Below are 15,770 nucleotides of genomic sequence, written 5' to 3' on the forward strand. Positions count from 1 at the left end.
ACGTTTCGCATGGAGTCCGTTCGATGATTCGTTTCACCCGCTGGATCGCCCGCGCCGCCGCAGTCACCACGCTCGTCGCGCTGTCCGCCGCGCCGGCCTTCGCGCAAGGCGGCGCCGACAAGGTCGTGCGCATCGGCTACCAGAAGGCCGGCCTGCTGTCGGTCATCAAGGCGCAAGGTTCGCTCGAAGCGCGGCTCAAGCCGCTCGGCTATGGCGTCCAGTGGTTCGAATTCCCGGCCGGCCCGCAACTGCTCGAAGCACTGAACGCGAACAGCATCGACTTCGGCTATACGGGTGCGCCGCCGCCCGTGTTCGCGCAGGCGGCCGGCGTGCACTTCGTCTATGTCGGCGCGGAACCGCCGGCGCCGCACAACGAAGCCGTGGTCGTGAAGGCCGATTCGCCGATCCGTTCGGTCGCCGGCCTGCGCGGCAAGAAGATCGCATTGCAGAAGGGCTCGAGCGCGAACTACCTGCTGCTCGAAGCGCTGAAGAAGGCCGGCGTGCGCTACGACGAAATCCGCCCCGTGTACCTTGCGCCGGCCGACGCGCGCGCCGCGTTCGAGAGCGGCAACGTCGACGCGTGGGTCGTCTGGGATCCGTACTATGCAGCCGCGCAAAATGCGCTGAAGGTGCGCACGCTGTCCGACTACACGGGACTCTCGGCGACCAACAACTTCTACGAAGCGACGCGCGATTTCGCGCAGCAGCATCCCGACGTGGTCGGCGCGATCCTGAAGCAGGCGCGCGAGACGGGCCAATGGGTCAACACGCATCCGGCCGACACGGCCGCGCTGATCGCACCGAAGGTCGGCCTGCCGCAACCGCTCGTCGAGACGTGGATCAAGCGGGTCCCGTTTGGCGCGGTGCCGCTCGACGAAAAGATCGTCGCGGCCCAGCAAGGCGTCGCCGATGCGTTTTATGCGGCGAAGCTGATTCCGCAGAAACTGAGCGTGGCCGACAACGCATGGGTCGACAAGAGCGTGCAGAGTGCGCTCGCGGCGAAGTAACGCGCAACCCGCAGCGCGAACTGATTCGCACGAGGCCGACCGGCACCCTGCCCGACGGCCTCGTTCGTTGCTTGTCACGGATGACCGGGAAAGGCGACGCGAAGTACCGGCATTCGACCAGGCAACCATCCCATGATGGCCGGAATTCGCTCGATACAGTTGACAACTACCGTTGCCATGGTTGATGCTTGAAAACATGAGCCGCCAAGCATTCGCCATTGCGCTGATTATTCGCACCATTCTTCGAATGGTGGGTTAGCGCGCATCCGGCTCAATGACGACAACCCGCCCCTGAGGCGGGTTGTTTCATTTCCGCCCTGGGCATTTCAAACCCGCCCTCGAAAGGAAATGACCGTGTCTTTGTACCGAAGCTCGCCTGACGCTTGCACCGCGCTTGCCACGCAAGCCCAGCCTCCCGTCGACTACGTCAAGAAAATTCTCACCGCCCGTGTCTACGACGTCGCGCGCGAGACGGAACTCCAGCCCGCCCGCAACCTGTCGGCCCGGCTGCGCAACGCCGTCTACCTGAAGCGCGAGGACAACCAGCCGGTGTTCTCGTTCAAGCTGCGCGGCGCGTACAACAAGATGGCGCACATTCCGGCGGACGCGCTCGCACGCGGCGTAATTACGGCGTCGGCCGGCAACCATGCGCAGGGAGTCGCATTCTCGGCAGCGCGGATGGGCGTCAAGGCCGTGATCGTCGTGCCCGTCACGACGCCGCAAGTGAAGGTCGACGCGGTGCGTGCGCACGGCGGCCCGACGGTCGAGGTCATCCAGGCTGGCGAGTCGTACAGCGACGCGTACCAGCACGCGGTCAAGGTTCAGGCGGAGCGCGATCTCACGTTCGTCCACCCGTTCGACGATCCGTACGTGATCGCCGGCCAAGGCACGGTCGCGATGGAAATCCTGCGCCAGCACCAGGGGCCGATCCACGCGATCTTCGTGCCGATCGGCGGCGGCAGCCTCGCGTCCGGCATTGCTGCCTACGTGAAGGCCGTGCGCCCGGAGATCAAGGTGATCGGCGTGCAGACCGAGGATTCGTGCGCGATGGCGCAATCGCTCGCGGCCGGCCGGCGCGTCGAGCTGACCGAGGTCGGCCTGTTCTCGGACGGTACCGCCGTGAAGCTGGTCGGCGAGGAAACCTTCCGGCTGTGCGCCGAATACCTCGACGGCGTCGTGACGGTCGACACCGATGCCCTATGCGCGGCCATCAAGGACGTGTTCCAGGATACCCGCAGCGTGCTCGAACCGGCCGGTGCACTCGCGGTCGCGGGTGCAAAGCGCTACGCGGAACGCGAAGGCACCGAGAACCAGACGCTCATTGCGGTCACGTCCGGTGCGAACGTGAACTTCGACCGGATGCGCTTCGTCGCCGAGCGCGCGGAAGTGGGTGAAGCGCGCGAAGCCGTGTTCGCGGTCACGATCCCCGAGGAACGCGGCAGCTTCCGGCGCTTCTGCGCGCTCGTCAGTGATCGCAACCTGACCGAGTTCAACTACCGGATCGCCGACGCGCAATCCGCGCACTTCTTCGTCGGCATGCAGATCAAGCGCCGCGGCGAATCGGCCGAGATCGCCGCGAGCTTCGAATTGCACGGCTTCAGGACCATCGACCTGACGCACGACGAATTGTCGAAAGAACATATCCGCTACATGGTGGGCGGCCGTTCGCCGCTCGCGCTCGACGAGCGCCTGTTCCGCTTCGAATTCCCGGAACGGCCGGGCGCACTGATGAAGTTCCTGTCGGCGATGGCACCGGACTGGAACATCAGCCTGTTCCACTACCGTAACCAGGGCGCGGACTACAGCTCGATCCTCGTCGGGCTGCAGGTGCCGCAGGCCGATCGCGACGCATTCGACCACTTCCTGTCGACGCTCGGCTATCCGTACATCGAGGAAGGCAGCAATCTCGCCTATCGCTTGTTCCTGTAGTACGGATCGCGCTTGTCGGCGACGCGGGTCTTCCGGACAGTCAATCGTCCTTGCCGCGTCGGGTGCGGTTGCCATCCCTCTCGCACGATCGGTGGCGCATCGGGACATGCGCCGCCGATCGCTTCGTCCATCTGCTTCGGCACATGACGGGCGCACGACGCGTCGGCCTTGTTTGTTCTTGCCGAATTTTCGCGAAACGCGTGGCGAACGGTCGGCGCTCGGCCAGAGCGCGGGGCTCTTTTATGGTTGTCGTGGACGACCGCGAAGCGATTGCCCGTCGCAACGTGATCCCCGATTCGAATGGCCGCTTTGGATAAGGTGATGTGGCCGCTTCGGGTCATTCATCGCCACCAACCCCATCAGGCCCTGTCCAACCTGTGCGTCATCCCGGATAGTGCCCGCAGCCAGGCGGGGCCACATCGACTCATCCGCAAAACGGACCGCGTGGTAACACAGTTACAAGATAACGATTGACGCCAGCACCGCCCAGCGGTTAGTGTATCGTCCGAAGTTCAAGAAGTCCGATTGCTGTTCATCAATTGATCGCTCCTCAGCGGTATTCGTTGTCCTCTCCCTCCTTGACGCTTCACGCGCTCTTTTACAGAGCAAATCTTTCTATTTTTTCTCAAGGAATCTTCATGGATACCGGTATCGTCAAGTGGTTCAACGACAGCAAAGGCTTTGGCTTCATCACGCCCGACAACGGCGGCGACGATCTGTTCGCTCACTTCTCCGAAATTCGCGCCGACGGCTTCAAGACGCTGGCTGAAAATCAGAAGGTGAGCTTCGAAACGAAGCAAGGCCCGAAGGGTCTGCAAGCGGCCAACATCAAGCCGCTGTAAAGTTTGAAGGACCCGGCCTCCCGTAACGGACGCCGGGTTGCAGCGACATCCTCGCGGAGATTGGTCTCCCAAAGTTGGCGCGATTGCTCTTAGCTGCATCGGTTCATTCAGCAGCTCGCCGAGCGCCACACGCCTCGTTGCACTTCATTCCCCCTCAGGCTGCCAAGCCCTTTTTCGCTTTACGACTGCTTCAGATTCAGCTCGCAATGGCTTTGAATCGGCGCACCTGTGCACATTCCGCACGGCACGCACGCACTCGAACATTATTAAAATTAAAATGCAGAACAATCGAATTCAACAATACAACGGCTATGCCGTTCACCCCTCGGCGCATCGTTTGCCCGACGGAAGTTTTTCATCCAACCTGCTGCTTGAACGCGCCGGTAGCCCACGCACCGAAGGCCGCTACCAGTTCTATTCGCTCGATTACTTCACGAGTGAGGAGCAGGCGTTGCAGCATTCGGCCCGCTGGGCACGCAACTGGGTCGACACGCGCGGTTGAAGGCAAGGCCCGACCATCGATCCAGCGACGCGCAACGCGCCGGCCGCGTTGACCACGAAATCGAGGGGCTCGAAACGCTCTGCCAGCGTCCTCCGAACGCGGTCCACCTGATCAGGCACGCCCAGGTCGGCAGTCCGGGCACGGTGGGACGCGCATCGGGAAACACGCCGCCGATCACTTCGGCGGCGTGTTCCAGCACGTTCGCGCGCTGTCCGACGATGACGATGACGACCTGCGCATTGCGCTGAGCGCAATGCATTGCCATGGCCGGGCCGATTCCCGTCCCGCCGCCACTCACCGACACCAGCCGATTCATCGCGCCGATTCAAAGATCGCCGTTCGAAGACAACCACTCGGGTTCGTACGCACCCAGTGCGCGCGCCGGATAAAACCATCGGAGCGGCGCATCGTCGATCTGCAAGGGCGGGAGGAGCCGGGATGCCGGCCCCCACGACGTCGGCTCGACGTGCTCCGCACGATCGCGTTGACCGTCGGCGACCAGTTCGACCACCTCGCTCATGGGCTCCGACCGCAGTTGCAAATCGGCCGCCGTGCGCGCCAGCGACGCGCGGACCTCGGTACCGACACCCTGTTTCATTCGTGTCGTCAGCCCACGGATGGCGGCCGTCGCCATCAGGTAACCCGTCGCATGGTCGATGGCCTGAACGGGCAGGTTCACCGGTTCATCGCTGCCCATGACGCGCATGCCCGCCTCGGCGATTCCCGTGCTCGTTTGAATGAGGCTGTCGAAGCCGCGCCGGCAACGCCAGTCACCGCTCCAGCCATAAGCGTCGAGCGACACGTCAATGAGCGCAGGATTCAGTTCGCGCCGATGCGCAGCATCGAGACCGAGGCGCGCGAGCGCGTCGGCCCGGTAACCGTGCACGACGATATCCGCGCTGGCGAGCAACTGTTTGAGCGTATCGAGATCCGCCGCATCTTTCAGGTTCAGCCGCGCACATCGCTTGCCGAGGACGACTTCGGGCACCGTGCCCGGTTCTTCCCAGCCGTACGGATCGATGCGCAGTACGTCTGCGCCCAGGCCCGCAAGAAATCGCGTCGCCACGGGGCCGGCGAGGATGCGCGTCAGGTCGAGCACGCGGATGCCGCGCAACGGCCGGTCTTTCGAAGGGCGCCAGTCACGCGCAATGGCATCGGTCGCGGCATGAACATGCAGCAACGGTTCGGTTGCGACCGCCTTGCCCTGCGGGTGCTCGGCCCACTCCTGCGCCGCGTACATCGCCGCAGCGCAACCGCCTCGCTCGACGATCGCGTCTTCGAGCGCACCGGCATCCCAGCGACTCACCGCTTGCGCGACCGCCTGTGCATCGGCGGCACAGCCCAGCACCGACAAGGCGGCCAGCCGATGATGCGGCGCGTTGGCGTGCAACCGGATCCAGCGATCGCGCGCCCGATAGTTGCCGGCCACCGGATCCCATTGTGGCGGCATCGTCCAGCCCTGCGGACGCAGCGACGTGCCGAACCACAGCGACGCCATGCGCCGGTCGACCCGCACCGACGGCAACGTTCCGGTCGACGCATGCAGCAATTCGGCAACGGACGTCCCTGCCGCGCCGATTGCCGCCGTGGCCATGTCGGTTACGCGAAACGCGGAAACCAGCTCGCCCGCCCCGCTGAAGCTGCACGACTCGAGGAACGCCTGAGACCCACCCGCCGCCAGCCAGAACGCCCGCAGATGACGCGACACCCGATCCTCATCGGCCACGGCCAGCTCCCTCGACATTTGATCGATACGCATGTTCGCCTCGCATGAATTAGGTGAGGCAAAGATCGTCTCGCTCGCATTTGCTGTCAACGTTGATTATCCTGATCAACCTGTCGAACCATTCCCCCTGCGCACGATGTCGAACTACCTGAATTCGACCGAAGCCGCGGCAAGGCTCGGTGTCTCGCGGCAAACCCTCTATGCGTACGTCAGCCGCGGCCTGCTTCGCGCGGAACCGGGCGGCAGTCATCGCGAAAGCCGCTATCTCGCGGCCGAGGTCGACCGGCTCGCGGATCAGCGCGCACGAGGCCGCAAGCCGAAGGAAGTGGCGAAAGCCGCGCTGAACTGGGGTTCGCCCGTGCTCGAGTCGAGCATCACGTTGATCGACGGTGGCCGGCTCTTCTATCGCGGTGTGGATGCACTCGATCTCGCGTCCCGCGCGAGTCTCGAGGAAGTCGCGGCGCTGCTATGGCGATGCGACGAGCAGACCGCTTTCGGCCGCCACATTCCCGCTACGCCCGCGGTGCTGCGAACGCTCTTCAGGCACTACGACGAGCAACGCGCCGAGCAGGCCCTGCTGCCGCTCTTCACCGTCGCAAGCGAGGACGCGCCAACGGCGATCTGGCAGCAATCGACCGATCGTCAGGCGCAGGGCTGCGGCGATCTCGTGCGGATTCTTGCCGCATGCCTGTTGCGAACCCGGATCGACACAGCGCCCATCCACGTGCAATGCGCGCGGGCGTGGGGCGTCGGGCCTGCTGGCGCCGAGGTGATCAGGATGGCGCTCGTGTTGTGCGCGGATCACGAACTGAACGCGTCGAGCTTCACGGGACGATGCATCGCGTCGACGAACGCGAGCTTGCGGGCCGTGGTGGTCGGTGGTCTGGCCGGCCTGTCGGGCGAGCGGCATGGCGCGACCACCGCGCGTGGCGAAGCACTGTGGGACGAACTGGGTAATAAGGACATCGAGCAAAAAATGAGCGAACGTCTCGCCCGGGGAGACGGCTTGCCGGGCTTCGGACATTCGCTCTATCCCGACGGCGACGTGCGTGCGACGTATCTGTTGTCGCGGATCCTGCCGCGCCATCCGCAATGGAAAAGGATGATCGATGCAGGGAGCGCGCTCGTCGGCCACAAGCCCTCTTTGGATCTCGCGCTGGTGGCGCTGCGCAGACATTTGCGGCTTCCCGTCGGTGCTGCATTCGGCCTGTTCGCGCTGGGCCGCTCGATCGGCTGGATCGCGCACGGGCTGGAGCAGCGCGAGCAATCCGATCTCATCCGGCCGCGTGCGGTTTATACGGGGACGTGGCCAGGTGGATCCGGTGCCGGGCCGGATCATGCGCGATCCCGCGGACGGTCGGGAAAGCGGCAAACAACGCAACCTGCAGCGCCGAAAGACGACATGCTTGCCGCTTTTTTCAGGAGTCGATAGCTTTTCTTGATGCGATGACGTCAGCGTGCATCATCGGTGACAAGCCAACGCCTCGTTGGCGCATGCAAGCCGCCATCCGATGACGTTCCACCGATGTCGCCAACGGGTCGGCAATCACGCGCCACGGAAATCCGCGAAGATCTTTTGCCTGAGCCACGCGATGCAAACGGCACACGGCACACCGATCCGGCGATGCGCGCACCGCGCCAACGGCACGCGCATGCTGACTTACTTCAGCGCCCCCGCCACCTTCTTCTGCCGCCACAGACACAGCAAGTCACACGCGACGTGCGCGGCCGCAATCGCCGTGATGTCCGCGTGGTCGTACGCGGGTGCCACCTCGACCACATCCGCACCCACCAGGTTCACCGCGCCGAGCGCGCGCACGATCGCGAGCGCCTGTGCCGAAGAAAGGCCGCCCGCGACCGGCGTGCCCGTGCCGGGCGCAAACGCCGGATCGAGACAATCGATATCGAACGTCAGGTACGCGGGCCGCGCGCCGACGATGTCGACGATCCGCTCGACCGCCGCGCGCGACCCGTGGTCATGCACCCACGCCGCATCGAGCCGCTCGATACCGAGAAAGTCGTCGTTCCACGTGCGAATCCCAACCTGCACCGACGTCGCCGGATCAATCAGCCCTTCCTTCACGGCCTTGTAGAACATCGTCCCGTGATTGAGACTGTCCGGATCGTCGTCGGCCCACGTATCGCAGTGCGCGTCGAAATGGATCAGCGACAGCGGCTTGCCGTAGCGCTCCGCATGCGCGACCAGCAGCGGATACGTGATGTAGTGGTCGCCGCCGAGCGTCAGCATCTTCGCGCCGGAACCGAGGATCGTGCGCGCATGCTCGATGATCGCGGGCTTGATCGACAGCGGGTTGTGCGCGTCGAACCAGCAGTCGCCGTAGTCGATGGCCGCGAGATCGTCGAACGGGTTGAAACCCCACGGATACGGATGAAGCTCCGCGAGCTGCACGCTCGCCGCGCGGATCGCAGCCGGGCCGAGCCGCGCGCCGGAGCGGTAAGTCGTCGCGAGGTCGAGCGGCACGCCGGAGATCGCGACGTCGACGCCGTCGAGCTCGCGCGAATAGTTGCGGCGCATGAACGACAGCACGCCCGCGTAGGTGTTTTCGATCGACGAGCCGTACGGCGTCGTGCGACGGATCGCGCCGTCGCCGTGGAGAAGTTCGGTCATGGTCGGACCTGTTTTCGTGGGGAGGCCAGCCCGCCCCGCGTCGCATGGGCGCGCGGGCCGGGCATGGCATGGATTCATCGGGCACGCACCGGCTTGCGCATCCTGTCGCGCGGCCGGGCGGAACAACGACAGCAACAACCACATCGACAACGGCAATACCGCGGCGATCATAGCAAGCCGAATTGAAGTCGTTGCCCCGGTTCAACCGGGGCAACGCGCGGAGAAATCCGGCAGTAGCGGCGCCCTCGCTTCCTAGAAGGATTCGCCGGTTTTCGCCCCCCTTTTCTTCCGGATAATGGCCGACAGCCGCGCCCTCGACCGCGCGCCGTCCACCGCAGACAACGACAAACCGGAGACACCCGCCTTGATCGCCATGCTTCCCGCCACCTACCGCCGGCTCTGGCCGCTCGCCGTCGCCGCCGCGCTGCTGTACGGGCTGTCGCTCGCCGCCGCGCCCTATCCCGGCCAGGCCGCCGCGAAAGCGGCGATGGGCATCCTGCTGCTCGCGGCGGGCAGCACCTGCGCCGCACCGCGCGAACGCGCGTGGCTGTGCGCGGCGCTCGTGACGGCCGTGCTCGGCGACGTGCTGCTCGCACTGCCCGACTGGCCGCTGTCGTTCGTCCTCGGCCTCGGCGCGTTCCTGCTCACGCACCTGTTCTATTGCGCGATCTTCTTCCGCTGGCGCGCGCGGCCGCACGGCTGGCGCATCGTCGCGCTCGTCGGGCTGTGGATCGCCGCGCCGGCGTTCTACGTGGCGTTCTTCCCGCATCTCGGCGAGCTGGTCGCACCGGTCGCCGTCTACATGCTCGTGCTGTGCACGATGGCCAGCTTCGCGCTCGCGGCCCGCACGCGCGACCCACTGGTCGCGCTCGGCAGCCTGATCTTCGTCGGCTCCGATACGCTGATCGGCGCCGGCCGCTTCCTCGGCGGCTTTCCGGGCATCGACTACCTGATCTGGGGCCTCTACGCGCTCGCGCAGGTCACGATCGTGGCCGGGGTTTTCCATGAGACGGCCGCCCGAACGATCCGTCCCTGATACTGTTTCAAACAGACCGCCGCGCGCCGGCGGTCTCGTCCGCCCCCTCTCTTGCCCTACCGACGGCCCTTTCGCCGCATCCCGCGATGCGGGAAGCGCGCCGTTCCAAACCCCGCTCAGCCTTTTCCCGTCTGGCTTCCGGCCCTTAGAGCGCCGCTTCTAGCCTCTTGCGGTTTCCGGGTTCACCCACTATCGTTACATCGAACAATGTAACATTCAAAAATGAGCCAAATCGGAGACACCCGGATGAATGCTCGCACGTTGCCTTTCGGTCCGCCCGGCCACGACGGCCTGGACGAGACCATCGACATCGCCATCATCGGCACCGGCTTCGCCGGCCTCGGCATGGCGATCCGCCTGTGTCAAACAGGCGTGACCGACTTCGTCGTCCTCGAGAAGGCCGCGTCGGTCGGCGGCACGTGGCGCGACAATCATTACCCCGGGTGTGCATGCGACGTGCAATCGCACGTCTATTCGTTCTCGTTCGCGCCGAATCCGCGCTGGACGCGCATGTTCGCGCCGCAGCCGGAAATCCGCGCGTATCTGGAAGACTGCGTGCAGCGCTTCGGCGTTGGCCCGCACCTGCGCCTGAACCACGAGTTGCAGCGCGCCGAGTACGACGAGGCCGCACAACGCTGGCGCCTCACGTTCGCGAACGGCAAGCGGCTGTCCGCGCGCGTGCTGGTGTCGGGGATGGGTGGCCTGTCGCGGGCCGCGCTGCCGTCGATTCCCGGCGTCGAAAACTTCAAGGGCCGCGCGTTCCACTCGCAGCACTGGGATCACGACTATGCGCTTGAAGGCAAGCGCGTCGCGGTGATCGGCACCGGCGCGAGCGCGATCCAGTTCGTGCCGCAGATCGCGCCGCGCGTGAAGGAACTCGCGCTGTTCCAGCGCACGCCGCCGTGGATCATGCCGAAGCCCGACCGCAACCTGACCGGGCTCGAGAAGTGGCTGTTCCGCACGCTGCCGTTCACGCAGAAGGCCGTGCGCAGCAGCATCTACTGGATGCTCGAATCGCGCGTGCTCGGCTTCGCGATCCATCCGTCGCTGATGAAGAACGTGCAGAAGCTCGCGCTGCGCCACATCCGCAAGCAGATTCCCGATCCGGAGCTGCGCAAGACCGTCACGCCGAACTACACGCTCGGCTGCAAGCGCGTGCTGATCTCGAACGACTACTACCCGGCGCTGTCGCGCAAGAACGTCGACGTGATCACGACCGGCATCGACCACGTCGAAGCCGACGCAGTCGTGACGACCGACGGCCGCCGCCATGAAGTCGACTGCCTGATCTACGGCACCGGCTTCCAGGTGGCCGATCCGTTTCCGCGCGGCGCGATCCTCGGCCGCGGCGGGCTCGACATCGTCGACGCGTGGCGCGACGGCGCGCACGCGTATCTCGGCTCGACGCTGCCCGGCTATCCGAACTTCTTCATGATCGTCGGCCCGAACACGGGCCTCGGCCACAACTCGATGGTGTTCATGATCGAGTCGCAGATCGAGTACATCCTCGGCGCGCTGCAGGCGATGCGCCGCGAACGCGCGGATGCGATCGAAGTGCGCCCGCTCGTCGAGACGCAATTCAACAGCGACCTGCAGGGCAAGCTGAAAAAGGCGATCTGGTCGACGGGCGGCTGCAAGAGCTGGTACCTCGATCCGCGCACGGGCAAGAACACGACGCTGTGGCCGGGCTTCACGTGGCGCTTCCGCCAGGCGACCGCGCACTTCTCGATCGCCGACTACCACGCGTATCGCGCGCCGCAACACGACACGACCGCGCGGCCCGCCGCCGCGCCCGCCGCTTCCGCTTCGACTTCCACGTCCGCCGAAGCGGCCTGAGCCAGACAAGGAGCAACCGACATGAGAGATTTCGCCAACAAGGTCGCCGCGATCACGGGTGCCGGCTCGGGCATGGGCCGCTCGCTCGCGATCCAGCTCGCGCAGGCCGGCTGCCACGTATCGCTCGCCGACAAGAACGGCGTCGGCCTCGCCGAAACCGAGCGGATCGTCCGCACGATCGCGCCGAACGTGCGCGTGTCGACGCGCGTACTGGACGTCGGCGACCGCGACGCGATGTTCGCGTGGGCCGACGACACCGCGAAAGAGCACGGCAAGGTCAACCTGATCTTCAACAACGCAGGCGTCGCGCTGTCGAGCACGATCGAAGGGATGGAATACAGCGATCTCGAGTGGATCGTGAACATCAACTTCTGGGGTGTCGTGCACGGCACAAAGGCGTTCCTGCCGCACCTGAAGGCCTCGGGCGACGGTCACGTGATCAACACGTCGAGCATCTTCGGGATCTTCGCGCAGCCGGGCATGAGCGGCTACAACGCGACCAAGTTCGCGGTGCGCGGCTTCACCGAGTCGCTGCGCCAGGAACTCGACATGATGAAGTGCGGCGTGTCGGCCACCTGCGTGCATCCGGGCGGCATCCGCACCAACATCGCGCAGTCGAGCCGCGTCGCGAAGAACATGGTCGGCTTCATCGTCGAGAGCGAGCAGCAAGGCAAGGACAGCTTCGAGAAGTTCTTCATCACGACCGCCGACGATGCCGCGCGCACGATCCTCGCCGGCGTGCGCAAGAACAAGCGCCGCGTACTGATCGGCCGCGACGCGAAGGGGGCGGACTGGCTGGCGCGCATCCTGCCGTCGGCCTACCAGGCGCTCGTCGTGCTCGCGACGCGCCGCGAGGCCGCGAAGGCCCGCCGCGCCACGCGCGGCACGCCGGCGCCCGCGCCGCTGCACGCCACCTACAACAACGCAGGCAATCAGGGAGGAGAACAATCATGACGACCCCGAACATGATGCCCGTGCGGCGCGACATCCGTTTCGCGCTGCCCCCCGAACGCGCGCGCGACTGGCACGTGCAGGGCGTGCCGGTCACGCACTTCATGAACGCGCTGTCGCTGCTGTTCCCGGCCGGCGAACGCTTCTTCATGGATTCGGTGCGCAACTACCGCGACCAGATCGAGGATCCGGAACTGAAGAAGCAGGTGCTCGGCTTCATCGGCCAGGAAGCGATGCACACGCGCGAGCACATCGAATACAACGACCTGCTGCAGTCGTCGGGCCTGCCTGCGCACAAGCTCGACAAGCGCCTGTGGACGATCCTCGGCTGGTTCAAGAAGGCGCTGCCGCATTCGATGCAGCTCGCGATCACGATCGCGCTCGAGCACTACACGGCGATCCTCGCGAACCAGCTGCTGTCGGGCCACGAGCATCGCATCGACGGCTCGGTCGAAGGCTACCAGCAGATGTGGATGTGGCACGCGATGGAGGAAACCGAGCACAAGGCGGTGTCGTACGACGTATGGACCACCGTCATGAAGCCGGGACTCGGCAGCTACCTGCTGCGCACGGGCACGATGCTGACGACGACCGTGTTCTTCTGGGCGATCGTGTTCGACTTCCACCTGCGCCTGATGCGCGCGCACCGTCGCGAACACGGCAAGTTCGGCGGCATGTGGCGCCTCGTGAAGTATCTGTACAGCCCGAAGCACGGCGTGTTCCCGAACATCGCGCGCGAATGGCTCGACTACTTCCGCCCCGGCTTCCACCCGTGGGACCACGACAACCACCAGTACCTGCAGGGGCTCGACACGCTGCTCGAGAACATCGACGCGACCAACGCGCGCTACGCCGCGCAAGCCGCCCCGCGCCGCGTGCCGTTGCACCCGGTTCCGCAGGCATGACGTCATGGCGCGCGCCCACGAGATGCTGACCGTCCAGTCCGGCGACGTGAAACTCGCCGTCTACGTAAGCGGGTCGCGTCGCGCCCCGCCGCTGATCCTCGTGCACGGCTACCCCGATTCGGCGGCCGTGTGGGCGCCGATCCGGGCGCGGCTCGCGAAGCGCTACCGCGTGATCGCGTACGACGTGCGCGGCGCCGGTGCATCCGATGCGCCGCGCCGCCGCGCCGACTACACGCTCGAACGGCTCGCCGCCGACCTGAAGGCGGTGGCCGATGCAACCTGCGGCGGCCGGCCGTTCCACCTCGTCGGCCACGACTGGGGGTCGATCCAGTGCTGGGAGGCCGTGACCGACCCCGCGTTCCGCGGCCGGATCGCGTCGTACACGTCGATCTCGGGCCCGTGCCTCGATCACGTGTTCCGCGCAAAGATGCGGCTCAAGCAGAGCCTGAAGTCGTGGTACATCGCGTTCTTCCACCTGCCGCTCGTGCCGTCGCTGGTGTGGCGGCTCGGCGGCGCGGCATTGTGGCCGCGCTGGCTGCAGCTCACCGAACGCGTGCGCGCCGAGCGCGATCCCGTGCAACTGAAGAACGCGCTGAACGGCCTGCAGTTGTACCGCGCGAACTTCATCGCACGGGCCCGCAAGCCGCGCGAACGGTATGCACAGGCGCCCGTGCAGATCCTGGTGCCGGTGCGCGACCGCTATGTGACGCCCGAGATGTCGGTCGATCTCGACCGCTGGCTCGGCGACCACGTGCGCGAGGAAATCGACGGCAGCCACTGGGTCGTGCTGCGCCACCCCGACATCATCGCGTCGCGCATCGACCGCTTCGCGTCCGCGCACGAGCGGCCGGCGCTCGCCCCGGCCGTGGCTCGGGTTCAGCGCACCGTCGGCGCCGGCAGGCGTCTGAACAGCGTCTCGTAATCGATCACGAGCCCGTCGTCGTCGATGTCCATCTCGGCGGTGAAGTCGCGGAAGATCCCTTCGTAGCGGTAGCGCCGGCCCGGCTCGAGGCACGCGTAGGCCTGCTTGACCGGCGTAACCTTCAGGTCCGGCGTCGAGATGTACGCGACGTCGATCGGCCGCCGCTCGCCGCGCGCGAGCCCGAGGCGGCCGATCGGCAGCGAATTCGTGAACGGCGTCGCCGCGATGTCGATGTCGATGCAGCCGTCGAGCTCCGGCAGTGCGCGGCCGGAGCCGTCGTGCCAGTGGCCGGCGCCGTCGCTGCGCAATTCGAGCGTGCCGCCGCCCATCACCTTGAGCACCGCATAGGTCACGCACCAGTGCGTGTCGCACTCGACGCGATACGCGAGCCCGTACGCACGGCCATATCGCTGGCCGACCACCGCGCTTTCGACGACGATCCCGCCGTCGCTCCGGTCGAACGTCAGATGTTCGACCCCGTCGCCTTCGAGCGACGCCCACCGTACTTCGCCCATCTCTCCTTCTCCCGGTATGCCCGATGCGAGGCATCGTCGCACAGATTGCTCGACGAAAATGCCGGCCACTGCCGGGATTCGAGTCCCAATCGGGCAACCCCGCCGAACGTGCCAACAGCTCGGCGTTCGGGCACGAATCGACATCTGCATTCACCGTTTCGGGGCATCGACCACAAATCCTGACTATCCAGAATTCCCTATTCCGGTGCATGGCATTGTGTCCTATGCTCGCGGCTCGTCCTGTGCCGCCGCCATCATGCCTACCGCCCGCCCCGTCCCGCCGTCGATCGACCTGCGTATCTTGCTGCGCGGCATCGGGCAGATCGTGCTGCAGGCGAACGCGTTCACCGGCGCGCTGCTGCTCGCCGCGCTGGCGCTGACCGACCTGCGGCTCGCGAGCGCGGCGCTGGTCGGCTCGGCCGCCGCCAGCATGACGGCCGTGCTGACAGGCGCCGAGCGCCGCGACGTCGAACAGGGGCTGCACGGCTTCAACGGCGCGCTCGCCGCGCTGATCGCCGTGTTGTTCGCGCCCCATCAACTCGCCGCCGTCGTGCTGGTGCCGCTGGCCTCGATCGGCGCGGCGCTCGTGCAGCGCGCGATGCGCCAGCCGCTCGCACGCTGGCGCCAGTGTCCGTATTCGAGCCCGTGCCTCATCGTCACCACGCTGTGGCTGCCGTTTGTCGCGCTGCAACATGCAGGCGGCACGACGACCGGCCCGGTGTTGACGCTGACTTCCGCCGCCGACGCCCTTCTGTCAGGCGTCGCGCAAACCACTTTCGCGCAAGGCGCATGGGCCGGCGCGCTGATCGTCGCCGGCCTCGCCGTCGCGTCGCGTCGCGCGGCCGCGTTCGCGCTTGGCGGCGCGTTAGTGTCGACCGCGCTGCTGGTCGCGCTCGGTACCAGCGGCGCGTCGTTCGGCGACGGCCTGCTCGGCTTCAACGGTGCGCTCGCCGCGCTCGCGCTGATGCCG

14 protein-coding genes are annotated in these 15,770 nt (G+C 66.1%); 11 read left to right on the forward strand and 3 right to left on the reverse strand.

The genetic code is table 11. The annotated features are described in order from the left end of the window. Window positions 1-23 precede the first annotated feature (23 nt). The 4 genes from BDO18943_RS36730 (at window position 24) to BDO18943_RS36745 (ending at window position 4,280) form a co-directional block, all read left to right on the forward strand. Window positions 24-1,007: a sulfonate ABC transporter substrate-binding protein gene (locus BDO18943_RS36730; RefSeq protein WP_175026043.1), complete on the forward strand. Its 984-nt coding sequence runs from the start codon at window positions 24-26 to the stop codon at window positions 1,005-1,007. A 348-nt stretch (window positions 1,008-1,355) separates the two neighbouring features. After that, a complete protein-coding gene (gene ilvA, locus BDO18943_RS36735) occupies window positions 1,356-2,936 on the forward strand; it encodes a threonine ammonia-lyase, biosynthetic (protein ID WP_374101817.1) in 1,581 nt (526 codons plus the stop codon). A gap of 638 nt (window positions 2,937-3,574) precedes the next feature. Beyond that, on the forward strand, window positions 3,575-3,778 hold the full coding sequence (locus BDO18943_RS36740; protein ID WP_006485974.1) for a cold-shock protein: 204 nt from the start codon (window positions 3,575-3,577) through the stop codon (window positions 3,776-3,778). Between the two features lie 277 nt (window positions 3,779-4,055). Beyond that, the gene (locus BDO18943_RS36745) at window positions 4,056-4,280 is read left to right on the forward strand and encodes a hypothetical protein (RefSeq protein WP_043177258.1); all 225 of its coding nucleotides are present in this window, start codon (window positions 4,056-4,058) and stop codon (window positions 4,278-4,280) included. Window positions 4,281-4,605: 325 nt separating this feature from the next. Here the strand turns inward: BDO18943_RS36745 and BDO18943_RS36750 are convergent, their stop codons facing one another. Continuing rightward, window positions 4,606-6,039 (reverse strand): CoA transferase, encoded by a 1,434-nt coding sequence (locus tag BDO18943_RS36750; RefSeq protein WP_175026055.1) that lies wholly within the window; start codon window positions 6,037-6,039, stop codon window positions 4,606-4,608. 103 nt (window positions 6,040-6,142) lie between these two features. On the opposite strand from BDO18943_RS36750, the gene BDO18943_RS36755 reads away from it, so the two are divergent. Next, complete coding sequence (locus BDO18943_RS36755; protein WP_175026056.1) at window positions 6,143-7,438, forward strand: citrate synthase family protein; 1,296 nt, start codon at window positions 6,143-6,145, stop codon at window positions 7,436-7,438. Window positions 7,439-7,666: 228 nt separating this feature from the next. Here the strand turns inward: BDO18943_RS36755 and speB are convergent, their stop codons facing one another. After that, window positions 7,667-8,635 (reverse strand): agmatinase, encoded by a 969-nt coding sequence (gene speB / locus BDO18943_RS36760; RefSeq protein ID WP_175026044.1) that lies wholly within the window; start codon window positions 8,633-8,635, stop codon window positions 7,667-7,669. Window positions 8,636-8,999: 364 nt separating this feature from the next. On the opposite strand from speB, the gene BDO18943_RS36765 reads away from it, so the two are divergent. The 5 genes from BDO18943_RS36765 (at window position 9,000) to BDO18943_RS36785 (ending at window position 14,285) form a co-directional block, all read left to right on the forward strand. After that, the gene (locus tag BDO18943_RS36765) at window positions 9,000-9,671 is read left to right on the forward strand and encodes a lysoplasmalogenase (RefSeq protein WP_175026045.1); all 672 of its coding nucleotides are present in this window, start codon (window positions 9,000-9,002) and stop codon (window positions 9,669-9,671) included. A 246-nt stretch (window positions 9,672-9,917) separates the two neighbouring features. Continuing rightward, on the forward strand, window positions 9,918-11,507 hold the full coding sequence (locus BDO18943_RS36770) for a flavin-containing monooxygenase (RefSeq protein ID WP_175026046.1): 1,590 nt from the start codon (window positions 9,918-9,920) through the stop codon (window positions 11,505-11,507). A 21-nt stretch (window positions 11,508-11,528) separates the two neighbouring features. Next, window positions 11,529-12,461 (forward strand): SDR family NAD(P)-dependent oxidoreductase, encoded by a 933-nt coding sequence (locus tag BDO18943_RS36775; RefSeq protein WP_175026047.1) that lies wholly within the window; start codon window positions 11,529-11,531, stop codon window positions 12,459-12,461. Beyond that, window positions 12,458-13,363, forward strand: a complete 906-nt coding sequence (locus BDO18943_RS36780) for a metal-dependent hydrolase (RefSeq protein WP_175026048.1) — start codon at window positions 12,458-12,460, stop codon at window positions 13,361-13,363. The genes BDO18943_RS36775 and BDO18943_RS36780 overlap by 4 nt, the downstream gene beginning before the upstream one ends. 4 nt (window positions 13,364-13,367) lie before the next feature. Continuing rightward, the gene (locus BDO18943_RS36785; RefSeq protein ID WP_175026049.1) at window positions 13,368-14,285 is read left to right on the forward strand and encodes an alpha/beta fold hydrolase; all 918 of its coding nucleotides are present in this window, start codon (window positions 13,368-13,370) and stop codon (window positions 14,283-14,285) included. Here the strand turns inward: BDO18943_RS36785 and BDO18943_RS36790 are convergent. Then, the gene (locus BDO18943_RS36790) at window positions 14,240-14,800 is read right to left on the reverse strand and encodes a putative glycolipid-binding domain-containing protein (RefSeq protein ID WP_175026050.1); all 561 of its coding nucleotides are present in this window, start codon (window positions 14,798-14,800) and stop codon (window positions 14,240-14,242) included. The genes BDO18943_RS36785 and BDO18943_RS36790 overlap by 46 nt on opposite strands. Window positions 14,801-15,056: 256 nt before the next feature. Between BDO18943_RS36790 and BDO18943_RS36795 the strand changes: the two genes are divergently transcribed. Then, a partial coding sequence (locus BDO18943_RS36795) for an urea transporter (RefSeq protein WP_175026051.1) occupies window positions 15,057-15,770 on the forward strand: 714 nt, incomplete at its 3' end.

Origin of the sequence: Burkholderia aenigmatica (genome assembly GCF_902499175.1) — a bacterium.
In the GTDB taxonomy this organism is placed as follows: domain Bacteria; phylum Pseudomonadota; class Gammaproteobacteria; order Burkholderiales; family Burkholderiaceae; genus Burkholderia; species Burkholderia aenigmatica.